The sequence below is a fragment of the Massilia timonae genome, from assembly GCF_001866515.1.
GTDB lineage: Bacteria > Pseudomonadota > Gammaproteobacteria > Burkholderiales > Burkholderiaceae_D > Telluria > Telluria timonae.
Window position 1 is genome coordinate 5,228,970 of the sequence record NZ_JRYB01000001.1, and the last position, 18,788, is coordinate 5,247,757.

Below are 18,788 nucleotides of genomic sequence, written 5' to 3' on the forward strand. Positions count from 1 at the left end.
TTGGATCACGCCGGCAGCGTCGCTCCGCAAGCGGCGCAGAAGCGGTCGTCGCGCCCGGCCGGGTGGCCGTGGACGCACTGGCGCGCGCCTGCGATGCCGGCGGCCAGCGCCGCCTGCGAGGTCAGCGCCGCCTTGTTCACGTCGTTCTGCATGGCCAGCAGGTCGAGCTGGTGGCGCCGGTCCTTGTCGACCTCGAGCTCGCGCCGCGCCTGTTCGGCGGCCACCCGGGCGTCGGCCAGCGCCGCGTCGACCTTGCCGGCGCCGGCCACGCCGGCCAGCGCCGTCAACTGGTCGCCGTCCATGGTCGCATGCACGCGTGTCTTGAGGTAGTCGGCCAGCACGGCCGCATTCGGCGCCTCGCTGAGCGCCAGCTTGGCGGTGTCGTCCATCGCACCCAGCGCTTCGGCACGCGCCATCGCCAGCCGCGCCAGTTCGAGTTCGTGGGCGCGGTCGGCCGCGCGCGCCGCCTCACCGATGCCGGCGCGGCGCTCGTCGGCTTCCAGGGAGACGTCCTGCATCCGCCGCGCATGCGTGGCGTCGGCCTCGATCGTGCGCAGCAGCTTTTCGTGCTGGGCCTGGGCATCGGCGCGGCCGGCGCCGCGGCGCACGCTTTCGATGCGCTGGCGCGCCTGTTCGTCTTCCCATTCCTGCGCCCGCTCGGCCTCGCGCCGGCGCGCTTCATTGGCCAGCTTCAGGGACTGGAACGTGGCCTCGTGCCCGGCCTCGTCGATGTCGCGCAGGCGCCGCGCCGCTTCTTCTTCGCTCTCGCGCAGCCGTACGAGCTCGGCGCGCTGGCGCGCCGCGTCCTCGATCTGGCGCGCCTGCTCGATCTTGTTGCGGATCTGCTGCTGCAGCAGTTGCTGGGAAAAGCGCTGCTGCGCCAGCTGGCGCGCCTGGGTGGCCTCTTGCTGGGCGCTCGCGATCTCGGCGCGCATGCGCACGCCGGCCAGCGCCCGCAGGTGGCGCCACTCGGCCGCCTCGTCGGCGCGCTGCGCGTTCTTGTGCGCCATCTCGTGCTCGAGTTCGGCCAATACCTCGGCCGCGCCATTGGCCAGCGCCTGCTTGCGCGACTCCGCCTCGAGGACGCGGCCATACAGCTCGATCTGGCGCGCCCGCACGCCATGCGCGCGGTCGGCGCCCTGCAGCGAGAGTTCGGCGCGCGCGATGGCGTCATCCTGGCGCAGCTCGGCGCGGCGCAGCCGCAGCCGCCCTTCTTCTTCGCTGCGCTTGATGCGCTGCCATTCCTCGGCCGTGTACAGCTCGTCGAGGTGGCGGCTGTGCGCCAGCTGCACGTGCTTGTCGTCCGCGGCCAGCCACAGGCTGCCGATGCGGGCCCGGTTGGCGTCGTATTTGTCGTGGCGCAGCTCGAAGGTCTCGACCGCTGTCACCGCCAGGCCGTAGCCGGCCAGGAGCGTCTTGAGGCCGCCCTGCAGGCGCTGGTCGAGCTGCTCGCGCAATTGTCCATTGGCCGCCAGTTCGCGGATCGAGCGCGCGCCGATGAACTCGAGCGCGAGCTGGCGCACCGGATGCGACAGCAGCTCACGCAGTTCCAGGGCGCCGATCGTGCCCGGCATGGTCATGAAATGGCGCGCGAAGGCCGGCACGTTCTCGATCCTGACACTCACCGAGAAGCGCAGGGCGACGTCGAGATGTTCGCAGGTCGGGATGTCGTCGAACTCGAACGGCACCGCCAGCGCGCCGGTGCGGGTGACGAGGATCTCGGCGTGCTGGTCGCGCAGCAGGTGGTTCAGGCGGGTGAAGAAGCCTTCGATCTCGTATTCGCCCTGCGGCACCTCGGTGGCCTTGTCGCCTTGCAGGATGAAGCCGCGCGCCGTGGCCGGCACGCGCAGCGTCTTGACGAACAGGCCGGAGAGTTCACGCACGCCGAAGAACACGGCCAGTTCGTCGGGGCCGGGCACCCAGCGGTTCTCGACCAGCACCGGCTTGTTGCGCGGCGCGCCCAGGATCACGCCGCAGCCGGCGCAATAGCGCGCCTCAGGCGCGTTCTTGCACTCGCAGCGCGGGCAAGCGGCGCTTTTTACTGCGAACATCTGCAACATATCCGACTCCGTTCTGTCCTGTACTTCTTGTCACTACCAAAGCAAACCTGCCGGTCCAGGCACTGGATTTTAGCAGGGCCATGCCTGCGGCACGGATCGCTCCCGTGCGCAGGGTGCGATCCGGTCAAACAAATCAACACGCCTGCTAGATGATCCCGATCCGCTCGACGCAGGCCAGGCTGGCGCCGCGCGCGCGCAGGGCTTCGCGCAAGCCCTGCGGCAGGGCCGTTTCCCATTCCTTCGGCAGCAGGACGCGGTCGCCCGCGCCGGCCTCGCGCGCGATCAGCGCGCATTTCGGCGCCAGCGCCTCGACCGCCTCGACCCGTCCCGCATGCCAGGCGCTCGAGCTGCCGGTGGCGATCACCCGGCCGCGCGCCAGGAATTCGCGGCCGCGCGCCATGCGGTCGGCCATCACCAGCGCCAGCTGGTAAGAGTCGCCCGAAAAGCGCGGCTCGCCGAAACGCACCGTGGTGCGCCACTGGCCCTGGCCGCGGCCGTCGAAGTGGCGCGATCCGGCCAGCACCGCCGCCACCTGGGCCTGGCGCACCGCATCCACGTCCGGCACGCTGACCGGATCATCGTCTTCGCGTCCGGCCCTGGCCAGCGGCCGCACGCTGACCTCGACCCAGCCCAGGCCATCGTGTTCGCCGCCGCTGTGCAGCGGGAACCAGGCGCGCGCGCTCGAGATCCCGGCGCCAGGATCGGGCTGGCCGTTCAGCGCGCCCAGGTGCGCCAGGGCGTCGGCGCCGCCCAGCAGCACGCCGTCCGGGGCGCCGGCCAGCCTGCGGCCGTCGATCCGGCCCAGGTGCCAGGCGTCCGACCAGCCGTTGGCCACGACCTCGCGCCTCGGCGCAAAGACGTCGCGCACGACGCGGTCGGCCAGCACCGCCGCCAGTTCCCAGTCGCGGTCCCCGTCGGCCGGCGCCCGGTCCAGGCTCAGCACCACCTGGTCGCGGCTGTCGAAGCGCGGCTCGGTGTGGCGCGCCAGGCGCACCACCTGCTGCATGCGCTCGGCCACGCCGGGCGCGCCCGGCACGCTGCACTTGACGTCGGCGCGCCCGGCGCGCGGGCGGCGCGTGGCGGTGATCGTCAGCATGCCGCCGTCGGCGGCGATGCTGCGGCACTGGACCGCGTTCGCGTCTGCGCTTGCGCTCATGCCTCCTCCAGCTCCACCTCGCGCGCCGTGACGGCGCGCCGCGCGCCGGCCTCGGTCTCGAGATTGGCAACGATGCGGTCGGCCTCGTCGAACAGGGCGTCGAGCGGGCCTTCGCCGGCCACCTTCAGGCGCGCCAGCAGCGCCCATGCCTCGTCCAGCGCGGCGGCGGCGCGCCGGCTGTGGCGCGCGCGCCGCAACTGCTCTTCCTGCGCCAGCGGCTGGCCGGGGGCCGCCAGCTCCAGGGCCGGCATGGTGCCGACCGCCAGGCTGACCAGGTCGAGCCGGCGCAGCAGTTCCTGGTGCTGGCGGAAGCGTCCCTGGTCGGCCGGCATCACCGCCATGCGCACCGCGCACATCAGGCACGGAAGCTCGAGGAACAGGCGGCGCAGCGCGCGCGCATCCTCGCAGGCGGGAACGAAGGCTTGCTGCGGCGCCGGCGCAGCCGCCAACTCCTCCCTGGTCGCGGCGGACGGCTGGACTGCATCGAGCCGCGCGGCCAGGCGCGCGTCGAGCGTGGCCGCATAATCGCGCGCGGCGCCCAGGTCGACCGGCACGCAATCGTCGACCGTCACGCCGAAACGCGTATACATCAGCTGGTTGAAGCCGGTGCGGAAGGCATTCCACTCTTCCAGGGTCGTGCAGGGAGGCAGCTCCAGGTTGCCCTGGGCCAGTTCGCGCTGCAGCGCGGTCTGCGCCAGTTCGACGAACCCTGTCAACTCGACCATGCAGCCGGCCTCGCTGGCCAGGAACAGGTCGAAGCGCTGGTGCGTGGCGCGCGGGTCGCTGGCGTCGATCGCGAAGTGCACCCGCAGGCCGATCTCGGGCGCGCCGGCGAACGGCACGAGCTCGCAGGCATAGGGGCCGGGATGGACGCACCATGCGGTTTCACCCTCGATGGTGGCGATGCGGCTGCCGGCCGCCTGGCGCCGGCTGCGTCCGCCCCGGTCGACCAGCACGGCGGCGCAGCCCGGCGGGACGGTGAGGCCATTCGGCGCCGGCAGCGCGATCGCCGCGCTGCCGAGGCGCGTCGCGTCGAATTCCGGTTGCCGCAGCGGCCGCAGCGTGTTCTGCAATGTACTCTTGAACAGCGAACCTAGCATCATCGTCCTTCCGGGTATGTCCGAACTACTATGTGACTGGATTCACGCCGGGGATGACCTCGAAGCGTGCTCCATGCTGCTGAAAATGCGCCGCGGGCGACGCCGCGAAAGGCCACCGCCCCTCGCACTCGCCGTCGGCATCGAGTTGTCCTTCGAGTACCAGGGCGCCGCGGCCATCGCGCACCTGGATCGCCGGCCGCGCCGCCATCACCCCGGCCGCCCCCGCCGCTTCCGGGTCGAGCTGGACGACCACGGCCAGGCTGCCTGCGGCGTCGACAAAGTGCAGGCGCCACATGCCGTCGTCGGTGCGCAGCAGGTTCAGGGCATTGCCGCTGTCGGCCGCCCGCAACAGGCCGCGGCTGCCGCGCCAGTTGCCGGCCCGCGCCTGCGTGCGCCGGCTGTCCGCCAGGTGGCGCAGGCGGCGCAAGGTCAGCGGCGAGGCTTGCAGCGCGGCGCGTTCGCTCGCCGTCAGGGGCCGGCCGCCGTCCAGCGCCTGCGCCAGCACCGCGTCGGCCAGCACCAGGCGGTCGCCTTCCACCCGGCGTCCCAGCAAGGCGCCGGCCTGCAGCTTGCGATCCAGTTCCGTCATGCCCATCGTCTTTCCTCCTCCATTCCCGCCATCTCGTTCAGGCGCGCAATCGCGGCGTCGCGCCGCTTGCGCAGGGTCGGCAGCGAGATCCCGTCCAGCCCGGCCAGCTGCTGCATCGTCGGCAGCTCGCCGGTCTGCGGATCCAGCCATTCGGACGGATAGCTGTCGTCGAATGGACCGAGCAGCTTGAGATACACCGCCAGCCGCACCGGCAGGGAATCCTGCGCCATCCGGCGCGCCGCCCAGCTGGCGCGGTCCTCGGCCAGCGCCGCCAGCAAGGAATAGTTGGGGGGGAGTGAAACCTGCTCAGCGACCAGCGCCAGGCGCGCGGCTTCCCGCGCCTCGAGCGGATCGTCATCGATCGCGGCCTCGGGTTCGGCCACATCCAGATCGTCCTGCCGCGCCTCCAGGATCAGGTCGGGGCCGGGCGTGCTTCCCCGTTCCGATTCATCCAGCACGCGCCAGTAGTCGTCCAGCCAGGCATGGGCCTGGCTCGCGTCGTGCAACCAATCCTGGTCGCGGTTGGCCGACAGCAGCTCGTATTCGCCGATCTCGCGCAGCATGGCGCCGATCTTGTCAGGACTGTTCTTGAGGCTGGCGAAGCGCTTGGACCTGGTGTGCAACGGGCCGGCCGCGCCGGTATGCACCTCGAGGCTCTCGCTCCAGCGCATGATCCATTCGGGCTTGCAGTCGCCGCTGGTGCGCAGCTGGCGCGCCTCGATCGGCATCGCCACGACCTCGCGTCCCAGGATGGCGCCGACTTGCGGCGCGTGCTCGCGCCAGCCTTCGAGCAGGCGCGCGACCTCGTGCCAGGCGGTATCGAGCATGCGGTAGGCATACATGCGGTTCGGGCTGCACGGACGGCCGCAGGCGGCCTGGTAATTGTCGCTGTCGACCTTGTCGCGCAGGACGGCATACAGGTCGTTGAATTTCTTGCGCAGCAGCGCCTCGCCGCCGGCTGCGTTCCAGAACGCGCCGATGCGCGCATGCTCGGCCGCCACCGCCGCGCACAGCGCGCCCCAGTCGGCCGGGCGCGCCTGCAGTTCGTAGACCAGGGTCAGCGCCAGCTCGCCGCAGGTGTCGCCATAGCTGTTGCCGTCGCTTTTGCTGTACATCTCTGCGCGCGCGCCGGCCGCATCGAGGGCCTGGGCGACCGCGTCGACATAGGCACCGAGCGACTGTTCAGGATCGGGGTCGAGCAAGGTGGCCGGCTTGATCCGGGCGCACGCCTGCAGGGAGCAGTGTCCCAGCAGCTTGCGGACCTGCTCCCAACCGTGCTCCTGATACCGGGTTCCCGGCAAACGCATACCTACCCCATCCTCTGTTTCGCCCCGCATTTTTTGCGGATTGAAATAGATGATGCCATACAAACACGGCCTTGAGGCGCGCAGAAGAACCTTATTTGTGCCTCTTTTCCAACGACTGCCCTTCTGTTGCCGATTGCATCGATTGCAACAGGGCCGCCACGACCGGGGCCGCATGGCCGCCGCCGGTGGCCGCCGAATGGCTCACGAATGCGGCGAAGGCCAGCCGCCCGGTCTGGCCCGGCAGGCTGCCCGGCTCGAGCCAGCCCATGAACCAGACGGTCGCCAGCTCGTCCTGGCCGGCCGGCGCCGTGCCGGTCTTGCCGTACAGGCCGGGGCGGAGCAGGTCGAAACCGGCGCCGCGAAACGCCCCGGCCGCGGTGCCGCCGTCGATCACGCCCTTCATCCCGGCGCGCACGCGGTCCAGGCGCACGCCCAGGGCCTGGCCCGGCGTCGCCTGCGCCGCGCGGCCGTCGAGCGACAGCAGCAGGCGCGGCGCCACGGTGCGGCCCTCCCCGACCGCCGCCGCCACCAGCGCCATCTGCAGCGGCGTGGCCTGCATGCGCAGGCCGATCGCCATCTGGCGCAGTTCGTGGCGGCTGTGGACCGGGTCGAGGCGCGAGGCGCTGGCCTGCAACGCGTCCCACTCGCCCCAGCGGTAGTCGGGCGGCAGCAGGCCGCCGTCGAGCCGCAGCGGCTGGCCGAAGCCGAGCCGCGCCGCCATCGCCGCCACCGGCCGCACCGTGTCGAGCGCGCCCGGCTCCAGTTCGCGCGCGCCCGGCATGCCGCCGTCCGGCTGTCCCATCAGCGTGCGGTCGCTCAGTTCGGCGCTCCAGGCGAACCAGGTATTGACGCTGTGCGCCATCGCCTGCGCCAGGCCCAGGCGGCCATCCTGGGCACGGGTGCTGGTGATCTGGTCGCGGAAATTGGTGATGCGGGCCCGGTTGCCATCGAAAGGATAACTCGGCGCGCCGGTGCGGAAATCGTAGCCGCCCGCCTGCGCCAGCCGGTCCACCTCGTGCAGGGACAAGCCCTGCAGCAGGCCGTCCAGGGGGGCGTCGCCGCGCGCCGCCCCTTCCAGGCCGAGGGCGGTGATCACCTTGAAAGTCGAGCCAGGTGCGCGGTGTGCGCCGCCGTCGTGCTGGAAGGCAGCGCTGCGCAGTGGGCTGCGCGCCGGATCGGCGCGGTCGAAGTCGCGCAATTCTGCCCAGCGGCTTGGCTCGGCCTGACCGCCGCCGCTGGAGGCCGCGGCCAGGATGTCGCCGCTGCCCGCATCCAGCAGCACCAGGCCGGCGCGCCGCTCCGGCTGGGCATCGACACCGCCGACGCAGGCCTGGCCGTCCCAGCGTCCGCCACGCAGGCCGATGCAGTCCAGGAGCTGCTGGGCCCTGGCCTGCAGGTCCAGGTCGAGGCTCAGCTGCGCCTCGTGGCCGGCGCCGCCAAGCCGCGCCAGCATGCCGGCCACGCTGCCGTCGTGCTGGCGGTGCACGCCCAGCAGCGGCGCCAGGCCGGCGCCCAGCGCCGCTCCGGCCGGCGCGCCGTCGGCCCACAACGCTTCGCCATGACGGTCGCGCAGGCGCACCGGCACGGCGGCGGGCCGTGTTCCACCGCTGCCGCCGGCCGGCAGCGCCTGCCAGGCCAGGCGGCCATCGACCATGGCCAGGTGGCGGTAGGCGGCGTCGGCGCTGCCCGACATCGCCGCCAGGTCGAGCGGCTCGACCTGCACCGCGATCGCGGCCGCCCCGGCCAGCGGCGCCAGCACCAGCCGCTGCACCGCCTCGCGGTCCGGGCAGGCGCGGCCGTCGCAGGCGCCCTGGGCCAGCACGCGTGCGCCGATCACGCCGCGTACCCGGCCCGCCACCAGCAGCTCGACCGGCCGGCCGGTTGCCGGTGTATTCAAAGTCACCAGCGATCCCTGGCGGCCGCCTTCCCAGCCGCCGACCCGCTGCCACGGTTCCCAGCCTTCCGGCAGGCGTGCGAACAGGCGCATCGCGGCCACCGGCAAGCCGGCTTCGCGCGGGGCCGGCGCGCCGCCGACCAGCGCATGCCAGACCGCGTCGGCGCCCGGCCGGGTGCGCCAGGCCACCAGCCGGCGCTCGCTGTTAAAGATGCGCACCTGTTCGCGCACATAGGCGCCGTCGGCGCGGTGATGCAGGCGTTCGAGCAGGCGGCGGTCGCCGACGTCCAGCACGTGATCTTCCCAGCCCGGCAGCGGCGCGCGCGCCTCCTGGCCGGCCTGCTGCCAGGCCAGCAGGTCGCGCGGCGCCAGCTCGACCAGGCCGTCGCGCCCCTGGCGCAGCAGGCCGCGCGCGCGCAGCGCCTCGAACAGCGCCTGGTCTTCCATGCCGGGGCCAGGCCGCAGCGGCACCTGCCACGCGCCCGGCGCCAGGCGCAACTCCACGCTCGCGCCGTGGGCCGGAAAGGCCTGCACGAGGGCCGCGCCGCCAGCGGCGCCTGGCTGATAGTGATGCAGCACCAGCTCGCCCGCCTGCGGGCAGGCGGCGCTGGGCCGGCGCGTGAAACGCAGGGCCTCGCTGCCCCACAGCAGCCAGCCGCTGTTGCCCAGCACGGCCTGGCCCTGGCGCGCGCGCGTCACGTTGCCGCCGCTTGCATCGCCGATCCAGCCCGCCGTTGCGGCGCCGGCGTTCCAGGCGAGCGTCAAGCCAGTCGCGCCGGCGCCGGCATTGCCGGCGATGTCGATGCGTGGCATCGTCGAGCCGGATCGGGCCAGCAGCACGCTGCGCGGCGGTGCATTGGCCGCGCCCGCGATGCGCGCCGCCTCGTCGAAGGGATAGCCGATCCGCAGCGGCAGCATGCGCGGCCGCGCCGGGTCGAGCATCTGGGTGCACAGGTCGACCCGCAGCGCCGGGCCGGCGCGCATGCCGCTCGCCACCAGCAGGGCCAGCCCCCCGTGCTGGGTGAGCGAGACGCCGCTCTCGCGCGGGACCACGAAGTCGAGCCCCGGCGCAAGCGGCTGCAGGGCGCCCAGCGCGACCGCGCCGGGCGTCTCGGCTGCGCCGTCCGGCAGCGCGCGCGCATGCATCGCCAGCGCGACGGCGCCGCCCAGGACCACGACCAGCACGGCCCACAGCCAGGCAGGGCCGATGGACAGCGACCGGTCGGCCTCGGCGCACGCCGGACGGGCGCCTGCGCGCAGGTTGCGGGAGCGCCGGCGCGCCGTGCGCGAAGCGGCCAGTTGGTCGATCAGGGTGGCGAGCATGCCTGTCATCCGGTGGTTACGTGGCGCCCACGCGCCCTTCGCGCTCATCTAGCCGGGGGAGCGTGAAAGACAGCCTGTCCGGGGCTTTATCCGCCTCCCGATGCAGCTCATTCCGCGTTTTCTACGGCTCGTCGCATGTCGCTGGAGACGGGGCGGCGGCTGGCCTACAGTGGACACATCGACACACCGACCACCCCTCACTACTCACTAAACGGAGCCGCAAAATGAACGTCCTCAAGCACATGGAATCCATCTTCATCGCCGCCGCCCTGGTCGCCGTCCCGGCCGGTTACCTGGCCAAGATTCCCGACGCCCATGCAAGCAGCTACAACGTCAGCGATGCCGCCATCGCCAGCGGCGACAAGATGGCGGTCGTCAAGGTCAGCGCGAAGCGCCTGGACGCTGCCGAAAAATCGCAGCTGCTGGCGGCGGACACCGTCACCGTCGGGAGCCGCATGTGAACGCCGCAGGTCGGATCGCCTGCGCCGACGCGCCGCCAGGATGCGGCGCGCGGCGGCCCGAAGCTGCGCCGCCCGCTGATCTGTTTCAGTTGTAAGAACTTGCTTCAAACGCCACGTCTCGTTTCCCGGATTGCTATATTGCAGCGCATCCGCTCAAGGATCTGGAGACGAACATGAAATCCCCTATTTTGATTGCAGCCCTGGTCGCCATCGGCGCCGCTGCCTTCACCCCGCAAGCCTCGCACGCCCAGCCGCATATCTCGGTCGTGATCAACACCGCGCCGCCGGCGCCCATCTATGAAGTCGTACCAGCGCCGCGCCGCGGCTACGTCTGGGCGCCCGGTTACTGGGAGTGGCGCGCGCACCGCCACCACTGGGTGGGAGGCCACTATGTCGCCGCGCGTCCCGGCTATGTGTACGCCCCGCCGAGCTGGCACCATCGCGACGGACGCTGGGTGATGGAGCCGTCGCGCTGGAACCGCGGTCCGGCCCACCATTATGGCCCGCCGCCGGGCCACTACCGCGACCATCGCGACCGCCATCACTACAAGCACGACAAGCACGACCGCCACCATGGCCGCGACCGGGACCGCGACGGCATCCGCGACCGCCATGACCGCGACCGCGATGGCGACGGCGTGCGCAACCGCCACGACCGCCGCCCGGACAATCCTCACCGCTACTGAGCCACGGCGCGGCCGGGATGCGGCTCAGGGCTTCAGGTGCTTGTCGAGGAAGGCGAGGATCTTGGCGTTCGCCACGGCCGCGTTCTTTTTCTTGGAGAAGCCGTGGCCCTCGTCGTCGAACACGACGTACTCGACTTCCACCTTGTTCTTGCGCACCGCCTCGACGACCTCGTCGCTCTCGGCCTTGATCACGCGCGGGTCGTTGGCGCCCTGGATCACCATCAGCGGCTTGCGGATGTGATGGGCGTGAAATAGCGGCGAGGTCGCGACCAGGAAATCCTTGTCCTTGACCGGGTCGCCGATCTCGTCATACAGCGCCTTGCGCTGCGCTTCCCAGTACGGCGGGATGCTTTCCAGGGTGCGCACCCAGTTGCTGACGCCAAAGATGTCGATGCCGACCTTGAACGCCTCGGGCCGGAAGGCCAGCGCCGCCAGGGTCATGTAACCGCCGTAGCTGCCGCCCATGATGCCGATGCGCTCCGGATCGATATAGCCCTGGCTGGCCAGCCAGGTCTTGGCCTCGACGCAATCCCACAGCGGCTCCATGCCGTGCTTGCGGTCGTCGGCGCGGAAGAAGGTCTTGCCATAGCCCGAGCTGCCGCGGTTGTTGATGCCCAGGACCGCATAGCCGTGGTTGACCAGGTACTGGATCTGGGCGCTGTAGCCGCGCATGGTCTGGCCGCCCGGCCCGCCGTGCACGAACACCACCGCCGGCACTTTCGCGCTCGGCGACGCGCCCTTCGGCCGGTAGTAGATCGACGGGATCACCATGCCGTCGAAGGACTTGAAGCGCACCACCTCGGCCTCGACCAGGTCGTTCGGATCGATCTCCGGGTTCAGGCTGCGCGTCAGCTGGGTGGTCTTGCCGTTCCTGAAGTCGTGCACGTAGAGGTTGCTGGGCGAGCGGTCGCCGTTGAGGTAGAACGCCATCAGGTTGCCGCTCTCCGAGAACGTCACCTGGCGCATCTCGCCGCCCGGCAGCCTGGGCAAGGCCACCGGGTTGCCGGCATCGTCATACAGGCGCACTTCGATGCTGCCGTCGCGGTTGACCATGCTGACGCGGTGGCGGCCGTTGCGCGAATAGCCGGTGCCCAGCAGGTCCCAGTCGGCTTTCTCGACGTCGCTCGTCGCGCCGCTGGCCAGGTCATAGGCCTTGATGCGCGCGAACTCGCCTTCCGCATTGCTCGTGAACAGCAGGCGCTTCGACGCCGGGTCGAACGTCTCGGCCGAATGACTGGCCGGCTCCTTGTGCGGCGTGACGTGCTTCATCTCGCGCGCCTGCACGTCATACACATAGACGTCGCTGTCCGACGTGGTGGCGGGCTTGTTGAAGGCCAGCCAGTTGCCGTCGCGGCTGATGCTCGAGACGTTCATGCCGCTGTCGTTCTTGTACACCGTCGTGCGCGCATAGGTGGCGGCGTCGTACAGGTACAGATCGAAAAACTTCGGATCGCGCTCGTTGGTGACGACGTAGAAGCCGCTGCCGTCCGGCTTCCAGCCCGCGAACGAGGCTTTCAGCTTGTCGCCCGGCGTGAGATCACGTTCCTTTCCGTCGAGTTCACGCACATACAGGTGGTTCTGCTCGTTGCCGCCGCCATCGCGCGTGAACAGGATGCGGTCGTCGTTGTAGAAGTAGCCGACGGCGTAGGTGGTGTCGGTCTTCGACGCGGTCAGCGCGCGCGGCTTGCCGCCGCCGACGGGCAGCGTGTAGGCATTGAAGATGCCGGACTCGTTACTGCTGAACAGGATCTGCTTCTCGTCCTTGCTGAACGAGGCGCCGGTGAGCGAGGTCGTCGCCATGAACTGCTCGATGGTGTAGCGCTTGACGGCCCGGGCGCGCGGCCTGGCCGACGCGGCCTGGGCGAGGGCCTGCACCGGCGCCAGGCCGGCGCCGGCGAGCATGGCGAACAGGGACAGACTGACAGCTCGGCGATTCTGACGCATACCTTCTCCTGTGGTTGAGTTCAACGGGATGAGTGTTTCAAAAGTCTTAACACCTGTCAACAATCGCGAATCGGTTATGCTCTCGCCATGATCGATCTCGCCATCCTGCAAGCCGCCGCCTTCAAGACCGAGCTGTCCGCCGCCCGGCGCCTGACGGCGCGCACCGGCATGCCGGAGGCCGATGCCTTGGCACGCACCCTGACGCTCAGCGCCGGCAGCGCCGGACTGGCCAGCCTGCTGTCCGCGCGCCAGGCCCAGCGCCGGCACGCCGAACTGCAGGCCGCGCGGCGCCAGGCCAGCGTCGCCGCCGCGCGCACCCGCGGTGCGGGACCGGAGGCCAGCGCCTGGCGCGCCTGGTTCGACGGTTCGGCGCGGCCGAACCCGGGCCGCTGCGGACTGGGCGCCGTGCTCGAAGGGCCGGCCGGCCAGCGCTGCGAACTTTCCGTCGACGGCGGCCATGGCAACAGCAGCGAAGCGGAATACCGCGCCCTGAACGCCGTGCTGCGCGCCGCCATCGACCATGGCGCGACCGACTTGCTGGTGCTGGGCGACAGCCAGGTCGTGATCGACGACGTCAATGCCCCCGATGGCGCCAGCGCGCCGGCGCTGGGGCTGCTGCGCAGCGAGGCGCTGGCCCTGCTGGCCCGCCTGCCGCAGGCGCGGCTGCGCTGGATCCCGCGCCACAAGAATGCCCGGGCCGACGCGTTGTCGCAGCGCGCCGTGCCGCCCCTCACCCTGGAACAGGAAACATGACCGACACGAGCAATACCGATCTCGCCGGCTGGCGCACCAGGCTGGCCGCCATGGCCGCCGGCAGCGCCGATACCGACGGCGCCCACGACAGCGCCCACCTCGACCGCGTCTGGCGCACCGCGCAAGCCCTGCTCGTCCACCACCCCGAGGCCGACCGCCTGGTGGTGCTGGCCGCCTGCTACCTGCACGACCTGGTCAACCTGCCGAAGAACGACCCCGAACGCGACCAGGCCTCCCGCCGCTCGGCGCGGCTGGCGCGCCACCAGCTGGCGCATCTCGGCTTCCCGCGCGAGAAACTCGACGCCGTGGCGCATGCGATCGAGGCGCACAGCTTTTCGGCGGCGATCCCGCCCGAGACCATCGAAGCGAAGATCGTGCAGGACGCCGACCGCATGGACGGCCTGGGCCTGGTGGGGCTGGCGCGCATGTTCTATATCGCGGGGCGCATGGAAAGCAGCCTGGCCCATCCAAGCGACCCGCTGGGAAAGGAGCGCGACTTCGACGACCGCCGCTACGGCCTCGACCACATCATGGTCAAGCTGCAAAAGCTCCCGGACATGATGCAGACCGACGCCGCGCGTGAGCTGGGCCGCGAACGGCTGGCCAAGCTGCTGGCCTTCCGCGAGGAATTCGCGGCCGAATGGAGTGGAACCTGGACCCCAACCTAGACCACTTGTAGCAATGCTAAGATAGACGAACTGTATTGACCGAGGTGTCCATGACCAGTTCGACCGCAGCACCGCAAGCTGTCCCCGGCAAGCTCAATTTCGTCCTCGTCTGCGTCTTCATCGACATGCTCGGCATCGGCCTGATCGTTCCGGTGCTGCCGCTGCTGCTCGACCAGTTCGTCGACGGGCCGGACAAGCGGGCCTTGTGGTACGGGGTGCTGGCGGCGACCTTCGGGATCCTGCAATTCCTGTTCATGCCGGCGCTCGGCGCGCTCAGCGACCGCATCGGCCGCCGTCCGGTGCTGCTGTACTCGATGGCGGGCATGTGCCTGAACTTCCTGGTCACCGCCTGGGCGCCCAGCCTGGCCTGGCTGTTCGTGGGCCGCATCATCGGCGGCATGTCCTCGGCCAGCATGTCGGTCGCCTCGGCCTATGCCTCCGACATCTCGACCCGCGAGAACCGCGCCAAGAGCTTCGGCAAGATCGGCGCCGCCTTCGGCCTCGGTTTCATCTGCGGCCCGATGCTGGGCGGCGTGCTGGGCGACGCCGACCTCCATTTACCGTTCTACGTCGCGGCGGCGCTGTCGGCGGCGAACCTGGTGTATGGCTTCTTGTTCGTGCCGGAGTCGCTGGCAAAGGAAAGCCGCGGACCGTTCAGGCTGGCGCGCCTGAATCCCTTCTCCGCCCTGCTGCGACTGGTGAAACGCGAGGACATCCGCGGCCTGGTGGTCGTGATCACCCTGGCCACCTTCGCCCAGATGATGCTGCAATCGACCTGGGTCCTGTACACCACCTTCCGCTTCGACTGGACGCCGCGCGACAACGGCATCGCCCTGTTCTGCGTCGGCCTCGGCTCGGTGGTGGTCCAGGCCTGGCTGCTGGGCAAACTGATCCACCGTTTCGGCGAGGTGCGGCTGTCGCTGATGGCCCTGGCGTCCGGCATGCTGACCTTCCTCGCCTATGGCCTGGCGACCCGGGGCTGGATGATGTACGTCTTCATCCTGGCCAACGTGCTGGCCTACGCCACCGGCCCGGCGCTGCAGGGCATCGTGTCGAAATCGTCGCCGCCCGACCAGCAGGGCGAGCTGATGGGCTCCCTGCAGTCGATCGGCAGCCTGGGCGTGATCGTCACGCCGCTGCTCGGCACCGCCATCCTGAGCGCGGTCAGCCACCTGCCCCCCGGCGACTGGCGGGTCGGCAGCAGCTTCTTCGTGTGCGCGGCCATGCAGGCGGTGGCACTACTCGTCGCGTGGCGCTACTTCCACAGCCATCAATATGCCGACGTGAGGGCCTAGGCCATGCCAGTCTCCGTCCTCGCCGCCATCCTGTGCGCGGCTTTCCTGCATGCTGCGTGGAATGCCGCCCTCAAGTCGCAGCCCGACACCTTCATGGCGGCGCTCGCCGTGACCAGTGGCGCTGGCGTGCTGGCCGCCCTCGCGCTTCCCTTCCTGCCTGCGCCGGATGCGTCCAGTTGGCCCTTCATCGCTGCTTCCAGCATGCTGCAGATCGCTTACTATCTCCTTCTGGCGGCGGCTTATCGGGTGGCCGACATCGGCCATGCCTACCCGCTGATGCGTGGCGTCGCACCGGTGCTAGTGGCACTTGGCGGCGGCCTGCTGGCCGGCGAGTCACTGCATGGCGCCCAGTGGACCGCCATCGGCCTGATCTGCGCCGGCGGCGCCGCACTGACGCTCGGCGCGCGCGGCAATGCCTCGGGCGGATTGCGTCCAACCGCCCTGGTCCTGCTTACCGCAACCGTGATCGCGGCGTACACCCTTGTCGACGGCCTGGGCGTGCGGCGCTCGGGCGCGCCGGCCGCCTATACCGCGTGGATATTCCTGTTTACCGGGATCGGCATCGCGGCCCTGTCATGGCGCCGCAGCGCCGGCCAACTGCCGACCTACCTGATCCGCCATCCCGGACTGGCGCTGATGGGCGGCGCAGCCACCACCGGCTCGTACGGCATCGCCTTATGGGCGATGACCCAGGCACCCGTCGCGGTGGTCGCCGCCCTGCGCGAAACCTCGATCGTGTTCGCCACCGCGATCGCTGTCTTCGTGCTGCGCGAGCGCGCCACCCGCGCCCGGATCTGCGGCGCCGCCTTCGTGGCGCTGGGCGCGGCCGCGGTGCGACTGGCGTGAAGCGTACTTACCGTCCCGGGCGAGAAACGACCAGCGCCAGCGTCCGCCACTGCGGCGCCGCCTGGAGTACACTCGACCAAAGGCTTGCAATGGAAATGCCATTTCCATTTGGCAGTACTATAGTGTACGCCCGTTATAATGCGCACTTTTCGAAGAAAGGCGATCGTCCGTGTCCCGTATAAAAGTCTTGCCGCAATACGTCATGCCAAAGCAGGCGATGACCAACCTTGCCGGCCGCGTCGCCGGTCATAAGGGAGGGTCGATGACGACCAGCCTGATCCGTTGGTTCGTGGGCAAGTACGGCGTCGACATGAGCGAGGCGGCCAATCCGGACATCGCCAGCTACCCCAGCTTCAACGAGTTCTTCACCCGCCCGCTGCGCGACGGCGTGCGCCCGATCGCGGCCAGCGACTATGTGTGCCCGGTCGACGGCGCCATCAGCCAGTTCGGCGACATCGACGACCACCAGATCTTCCAGGCCAAGGGCCACAAGTTCACAACAAGCGAACTGGTCGGCGGCGACCAGACGCTGGCCGCGCACTTCCAGCACGGCCACTTCGCCAACGTCTACCTGAGCCCGAAGGACTACCACCGCATCCACATGCCGTGCGACGCGCGCCTGACGCGCATGATCTATGTGCCGGGCAAGCTGTTCTCGGTGAACCCGACCACGGCGCGCGGCGTGCCGGGCCTGTTCGCGCGCAACGAGCGCGTTGTGTGCGTGTTCGAGAACGATGAATTCGGGCCCTTCGTGATGACCCTGGTCGGCGCGACCATCGTCGGCAGCATGGCCACCGTCTGGCATGGCGTGGTCAATCCGCCGCGCATGCCGCGCATCTGCGAGTGGAACTACGAGCCGGGCCAGGTCACCCTGAAGAAGGGCGAGGAAATGGGCCGCTTCCTGCTCGGCTCGACCGTCGTGATGCTGTTCCAGCGCGGCGCCATCGCCTTCGATCCGGCCTGGGCGCCGGAAGGCAAGGTGCGCCTGGGCGAACCAATGGGCGAGCGGCCGCTCACCTCCTAGTCCTCCAGCGCCGCGCGCGCCCTGAAGGCGGCCACCGCGGCATGCGGGCTATGGCCCTTCTCGGTGCACGCCGATTCGATCATCTCCAGGAAGGCCCGGGTCTTGGCCGGCATCAGCTTACGGCTCGGGAAGACCGCCCAGCCGTTGGCGGTCGGCATGTCCCATTCGGGCAGCACCCGCACCAGTTCACCGGTCTGCATATAGGGCTGGGCAAACAGCGTCGAGCTGAGCGCGATGCCGGCGCCGCGCGAGGCGATGCGCGCCAGCAGGTCGGGCGAATTCGCCGTCAGCCGCGCGTTGAGCGCGCGCTCCCAGCGCAGCTTCCCGCGCACCAGCGTCCACGGCGCGGCGCCACCGGTGCGGCTCAGGATGCACAGCACGTCATGCGCGTCGAGATCGTCGGGATGCTCGGGAATGCCGCGCCGCGCCAGGTAGCTCGGCGCCGCGTACAGGCCGGGCTGCTCGAGCGTGATCGGGCGCGCGCTCAGGGTCGCGTCGTTCGGCAGGTCGCCCATGCGGATCGCGATGTCGAAATTTTCCGCCACCAGGTCGACCCGGCGCGGCGTCAGGTCCATCTCGAGCCTGACCGCCGGATAGCGCTCCAGGAAGCGCGCGATGACTTCGTTCAGGCCGCTGTTGGCGAAGTCGCCCGGCGCCGAGATGCGCAGCTTGCCGCTCGGTTCGCCCTGGCGGTGCTGGGCCAGCGCGCCGGCGGCGTCGACTTCGTCGGCCAGGCGGCGCGCGTGTTCGTACAGGCTGGCGCCGAATTCGGTGACCACCAGCTTGCGGGTCGTGCGCTGCAGCAGGCGTTCGCCCAGGGTCGTCTCGAGCAGCGCCAGGCGGCGCGAGACGGTCGACTTGGGCAGGTGGACGCGTTCGGCGGCGCGGGTAAAGCTGCCCGACTCGACGATCCGCGCGAACAGCAGCAAGTCATTCGGTTCCACGTCCATGATTGTCCCATCAGCAGAATAATGTTATCCATTCTACTGGCTTCCGGACTGATTTTGGAATTGCTAAAGTGTCCCCATCGAAACTCTCCACCAAAACGAAGGGGCTTACCATGAACATCCTGCACATCACCACCAGCGTTCGCGGCGACGCATCGGAATCGACCCGCGTCACCCAGCAGATCGTCGACAAGCTGACCGCCGCCAACCCGGGCGCGACCGTCGTGCGTCGCGACTTCGGCGCCCAGCCGCACCCGCTGCTGGACGGCGCCGCCGTCGGCGCCCTGTTCACCCCGGCCGAGCAACGCAGTCCGGAACAGGCGGCGCGCGTCGCCCTGGATGACGCGCTGATCCTTGAAGCGCAGGCGGCGGACGTGATCGTGCTGGGCGCCCCGATGTACAACTTCTCGATGCCGGTGCAACTGAAGAGCTGGTTCGACGCGGTCGCCCGCGCCGGCGTGACCTTCCGCTATACCGAGACCGGTCCGGAAGGCCTGCTGAAGAACAAGAAGGTGTACGTGGCCGCGGCCCGCGGCGGCGTCTACGACGAAGCGGCCGACCCGCAGGTGCCGCAGATGCGCGCCCTGCTGAACTTCCTCGGCCTGAACGACCACACCTTCATCTATTCGTCGGGCATGGCGATGGGTCCGGAGGCCGTGGCCAAGGGCCAGGCCGCGGCCAACGCGGCAATTGAGGCAGCACTGGCGTAATCTGCCGCCCGCCAGGCGGCGCAAC

General features: G+C 70.2%; 16 protein-coding genes. 8 read left to right on the top strand and 8 right to left on the bottom strand.

The annotated features are described in order from the left end of the window. Window positions 1-5 precede the first annotated feature (5 nt). The 6 genes from LO55_RS22185 to LO55_RS22210 all read right to left on the bottom strand — a co-directional run bounded on the left by LO55_RS22185 (window position 6) and on the right by LO55_RS22210 (window position 9,429). On the bottom strand, window positions 6-2,060 hold the full coding sequence (locus LO55_RS22185) for a coiled-coil domain-containing protein (protein ID WP_071363143.1): 2,055 nt from the start codon (window positions 2,058-2,060) through the stop codon (window positions 6-8). Between the two features lie 145 nt (window positions 2,061-2,205). Next, window positions 2,206-3,216, bottom strand: a complete 1,011-nt coding sequence (locus tag LO55_RS22190) for a hypothetical protein (protein WP_071363144.1) — start codon at window positions 3,214-3,216, stop codon at window positions 2,206-2,208. Continuing rightward, window positions 3,213-4,319: a hypothetical protein gene (locus tag LO55_RS22195; protein ID WP_229410212.1), complete on the bottom strand. Its 1,107-nt coding sequence runs from the start codon at window positions 4,317-4,319 to the stop codon at window positions 3,213-3,215. Before LO55_RS22195 ends, LO55_RS22190 begins: the two co-directional genes overlap by 4 nt. 25 nt (window positions 4,320-4,344) lie before the next feature. Further along, window positions 4,345-4,905: a hypothetical protein gene (locus LO55_RS22200; protein ID WP_229410213.1), complete on the bottom strand. Its 561-nt coding sequence runs from the start codon at window positions 4,903-4,905 to the stop codon at window positions 4,345-4,347. Further along, window positions 4,902-6,212, bottom strand: coding sequence for a hypothetical protein (locus LO55_RS22205; RefSeq protein ID WP_071363146.1), 1,311 nt, complete (start codon window positions 6,210-6,212; stop codon window positions 4,902-4,904). Before LO55_RS22205 ends, LO55_RS22200 begins: the two co-directional genes overlap by 4 nt. Window positions 6,213-6,303: 91 nt before the next feature. Further along, window positions 6,304-9,429 carry a penicillin-binding transpeptidase domain-containing protein gene (locus LO55_RS22210; RefSeq protein WP_083415508.1) on the bottom strand — a complete coding sequence of 1,042 codons (3,126 nt, stop codon included), beginning with the start codon at window positions 9,427-9,429 and terminating at the stop codon, window positions 6,304-6,306. Window positions 9,430-9,653: 224 nt separating this feature from the next. Between LO55_RS22210 and LO55_RS22215 the strand changes: the two genes are divergently transcribed. Together LO55_RS22215 and LO55_RS22220 are read left to right on the top strand one after the other, a co-directional pair. Next, window positions 9,654-9,890: a hypothetical protein gene (locus LO55_RS22215; protein WP_071363148.1), complete on the top strand. Its 237-nt coding sequence runs from the start codon at window positions 9,654-9,656 to the stop codon at window positions 9,888-9,890. A 173-nt stretch (window positions 9,891-10,063) separates the two neighbouring features. Beyond that, window positions 10,064-10,576: a YXWGXW repeat-containing protein gene (locus LO55_RS22220; RefSeq protein WP_071363149.1), complete on the top strand. Its 513-nt coding sequence runs from the start codon at window positions 10,064-10,066 to the stop codon at window positions 10,574-10,576. A 24-nt stretch (window positions 10,577-10,600) separates the two neighbouring features. On the opposite strand, the gene LO55_RS22225 is transcribed toward LO55_RS22220, so the two are convergent. Beyond that, window positions 10,601-12,520 (bottom strand): S9 family peptidase, encoded by a 1,920-nt coding sequence (locus LO55_RS22225; protein ID WP_071363150.1) that lies wholly within the window; start codon window positions 12,518-12,520, stop codon window positions 10,601-10,603. Window positions 12,521-12,607: 87 nt separating this feature from the next. Here LO55_RS22225 and LO55_RS22230 point away from each other — a divergent pair, with 87 nt between their 5' ends. The 5 genes from LO55_RS22230 (at window position 12,608) to asd (ending at window position 17,106) form a co-directional block, all read left to right on the top strand. Continuing rightward, window positions 12,608-13,273, top strand: coding sequence for a ribonuclease HI family protein (locus LO55_RS22230; protein WP_071363151.1), 666 nt, complete (start codon window positions 12,608-12,610; stop codon window positions 13,271-13,273). Continuing rightward, window positions 13,270-13,941 carry an HD domain-containing protein gene (locus LO55_RS22235; RefSeq protein ID WP_071363152.1) on the top strand — a complete coding sequence of 224 codons (672 nt, stop codon included), beginning with the start codon at window positions 13,270-13,272 and terminating at the stop codon, window positions 13,939-13,941. The genes LO55_RS22230 and LO55_RS22235 overlap by 4 nt, the downstream gene beginning before the upstream one ends. Window positions 13,942-13,991: 50 nt before the next feature. Beyond that, entirely contained in the window at window positions 13,992-15,236 is a 1,245-nt protein-coding gene (locus LO55_RS22240) for an MFS transporter (RefSeq protein WP_071363929.1), read from the top strand. A 3-nt stretch (window positions 15,237-15,239) separates the two neighbouring features. Beyond that, window positions 15,240-16,082, top strand: coding sequence for an EamA family transporter (locus LO55_RS22245; RefSeq protein WP_071363153.1), 843 nt, complete (start codon window positions 15,240-15,242; stop codon window positions 16,080-16,082). A gap of 187 nt (window positions 16,083-16,269) precedes the next feature. Then, window positions 16,270-17,106 (top strand): archaetidylserine decarboxylase, encoded by an 837-nt coding sequence (gene asd, locus LO55_RS22250; protein WP_502554288.1) that lies wholly within the window; start codon window positions 16,270-16,272, stop codon window positions 17,104-17,106. Here asd and LO55_RS22255 read toward each other — a convergent pair. Then, on the bottom strand, window positions 17,103-18,056 hold the full coding sequence (locus LO55_RS22255) for a LysR family transcriptional regulator (protein ID WP_071363154.1): 954 nt from the start codon (window positions 18,054-18,056) through the stop codon (window positions 17,103-17,105). The two genes, asd and LO55_RS22255, sit on opposite strands and share 4 nt — an antisense overlap. Window positions 18,057-18,166: 110 nt before the next feature. Here LO55_RS22255 and LO55_RS22260 point away from each other — a divergent pair, with 110 nt between their 5' ends. Further along, window positions 18,167-18,763 (top strand): FMN-dependent NADH-azoreductase, encoded by a 597-nt coding sequence (locus tag LO55_RS22260; RefSeq protein ID WP_071363155.1) that lies wholly within the window; start codon window positions 18,167-18,169, stop codon window positions 18,761-18,763. Window positions 18,764-18,788 lie beyond the last annotated feature (25 nt).

Bases quoted from the DNA above. Each gene is read 5' to 3' on its own strand.
- LO55_RS22185 (WP_071363143.1), bottom strand. From the start codon at position 2,060: ATGTTGCAGATGTTCGCAGTAAAAAGCGCCGCTTGCCCGCGCTGCGAG.
- LO55_RS22190 (WP_071363144.1), bottom strand. From the start codon at position 3,216: ATGAGCGCAAGCGCAGACGCGAACGCGGTCCAGTGCCGCAGCATCGCC.
- LO55_RS22195 (WP_229410212.1), bottom strand. From the start codon at position 4,319: ATGATGCTAGGTTCGCTGTTCAAGAGTACATTGCAGAACACGCTGCGG.
- LO55_RS22200 (WP_229410213.1), bottom strand. From the start codon at position 4,905: ATGACGGAACTGGATCGCAAGCTGCAGGCCGGCGCCTTGCTGGGACGC.
- LO55_RS22205 (WP_071363146.1), bottom strand. From the start codon at position 6,212: ATGCGTTTGCCGGGAACCCGGTATCAGGAGCACGGTTGGGAGCAGGTC.
- LO55_RS22210 (WP_083415508.1), bottom strand. From the start codon at position 9,429: ATGCTCGCCACCCTGATCGACCAACTGGCCGCTTCGCGCACGGCGCGC.
- LO55_RS22215 (WP_071363148.1), top strand. From the start codon at position 9,654: ATGAACGTCCTCAAGCACATGGAATCCATCTTCATCGCCGCCGCCCTG.
- LO55_RS22220 (WP_071363149.1), top strand. From the start codon at position 10,064: ATGAAATCCCCTATTTTGATTGCAGCCCTGGTCGCCATCGGCGCCGCT.
- LO55_RS22225 (WP_071363150.1), bottom strand. From the start codon at position 12,520: ATGCGTCAGAATCGCCGAGCTGTCAGTCTGTCCCTGTTCGCCATGCTC.
- LO55_RS22230 (WP_071363151.1), top strand. From the start codon at position 12,608: ATGATCGATCTCGCCATCCTGCAAGCCGCCGCCTTCAAGACCGAGCTG.
- LO55_RS22235 (WP_071363152.1), top strand. From the start codon at position 13,270: ATGACCGACACGAGCAATACCGATCTCGCCGGCTGGCGCACCAGGCTG.
- LO55_RS22240 (WP_071363929.1), top strand. From the start codon at position 13,992: ATGACCAGTTCGACCGCAGCACCGCAAGCTGTCCCCGGCAAGCTCAAT.
- LO55_RS22245 (WP_071363153.1), top strand. From the start codon at position 15,240: ATGCCAGTCTCCGTCCTCGCCGCCATCCTGTGCGCGGCTTTCCTGCAT.
- LO55_RS22255 (WP_071363154.1), bottom strand. From the start codon at position 18,056: ATGGACGTGGAACCGAATGACTTGCTGCTGTTCGCGCGGATCGTCGAG.
- LO55_RS22260 (WP_071363155.1), top strand. From the start codon at position 18,167: ATGAACATCCTGCACATCACCACCAGCGTTCGCGGCGACGCATCGGAA.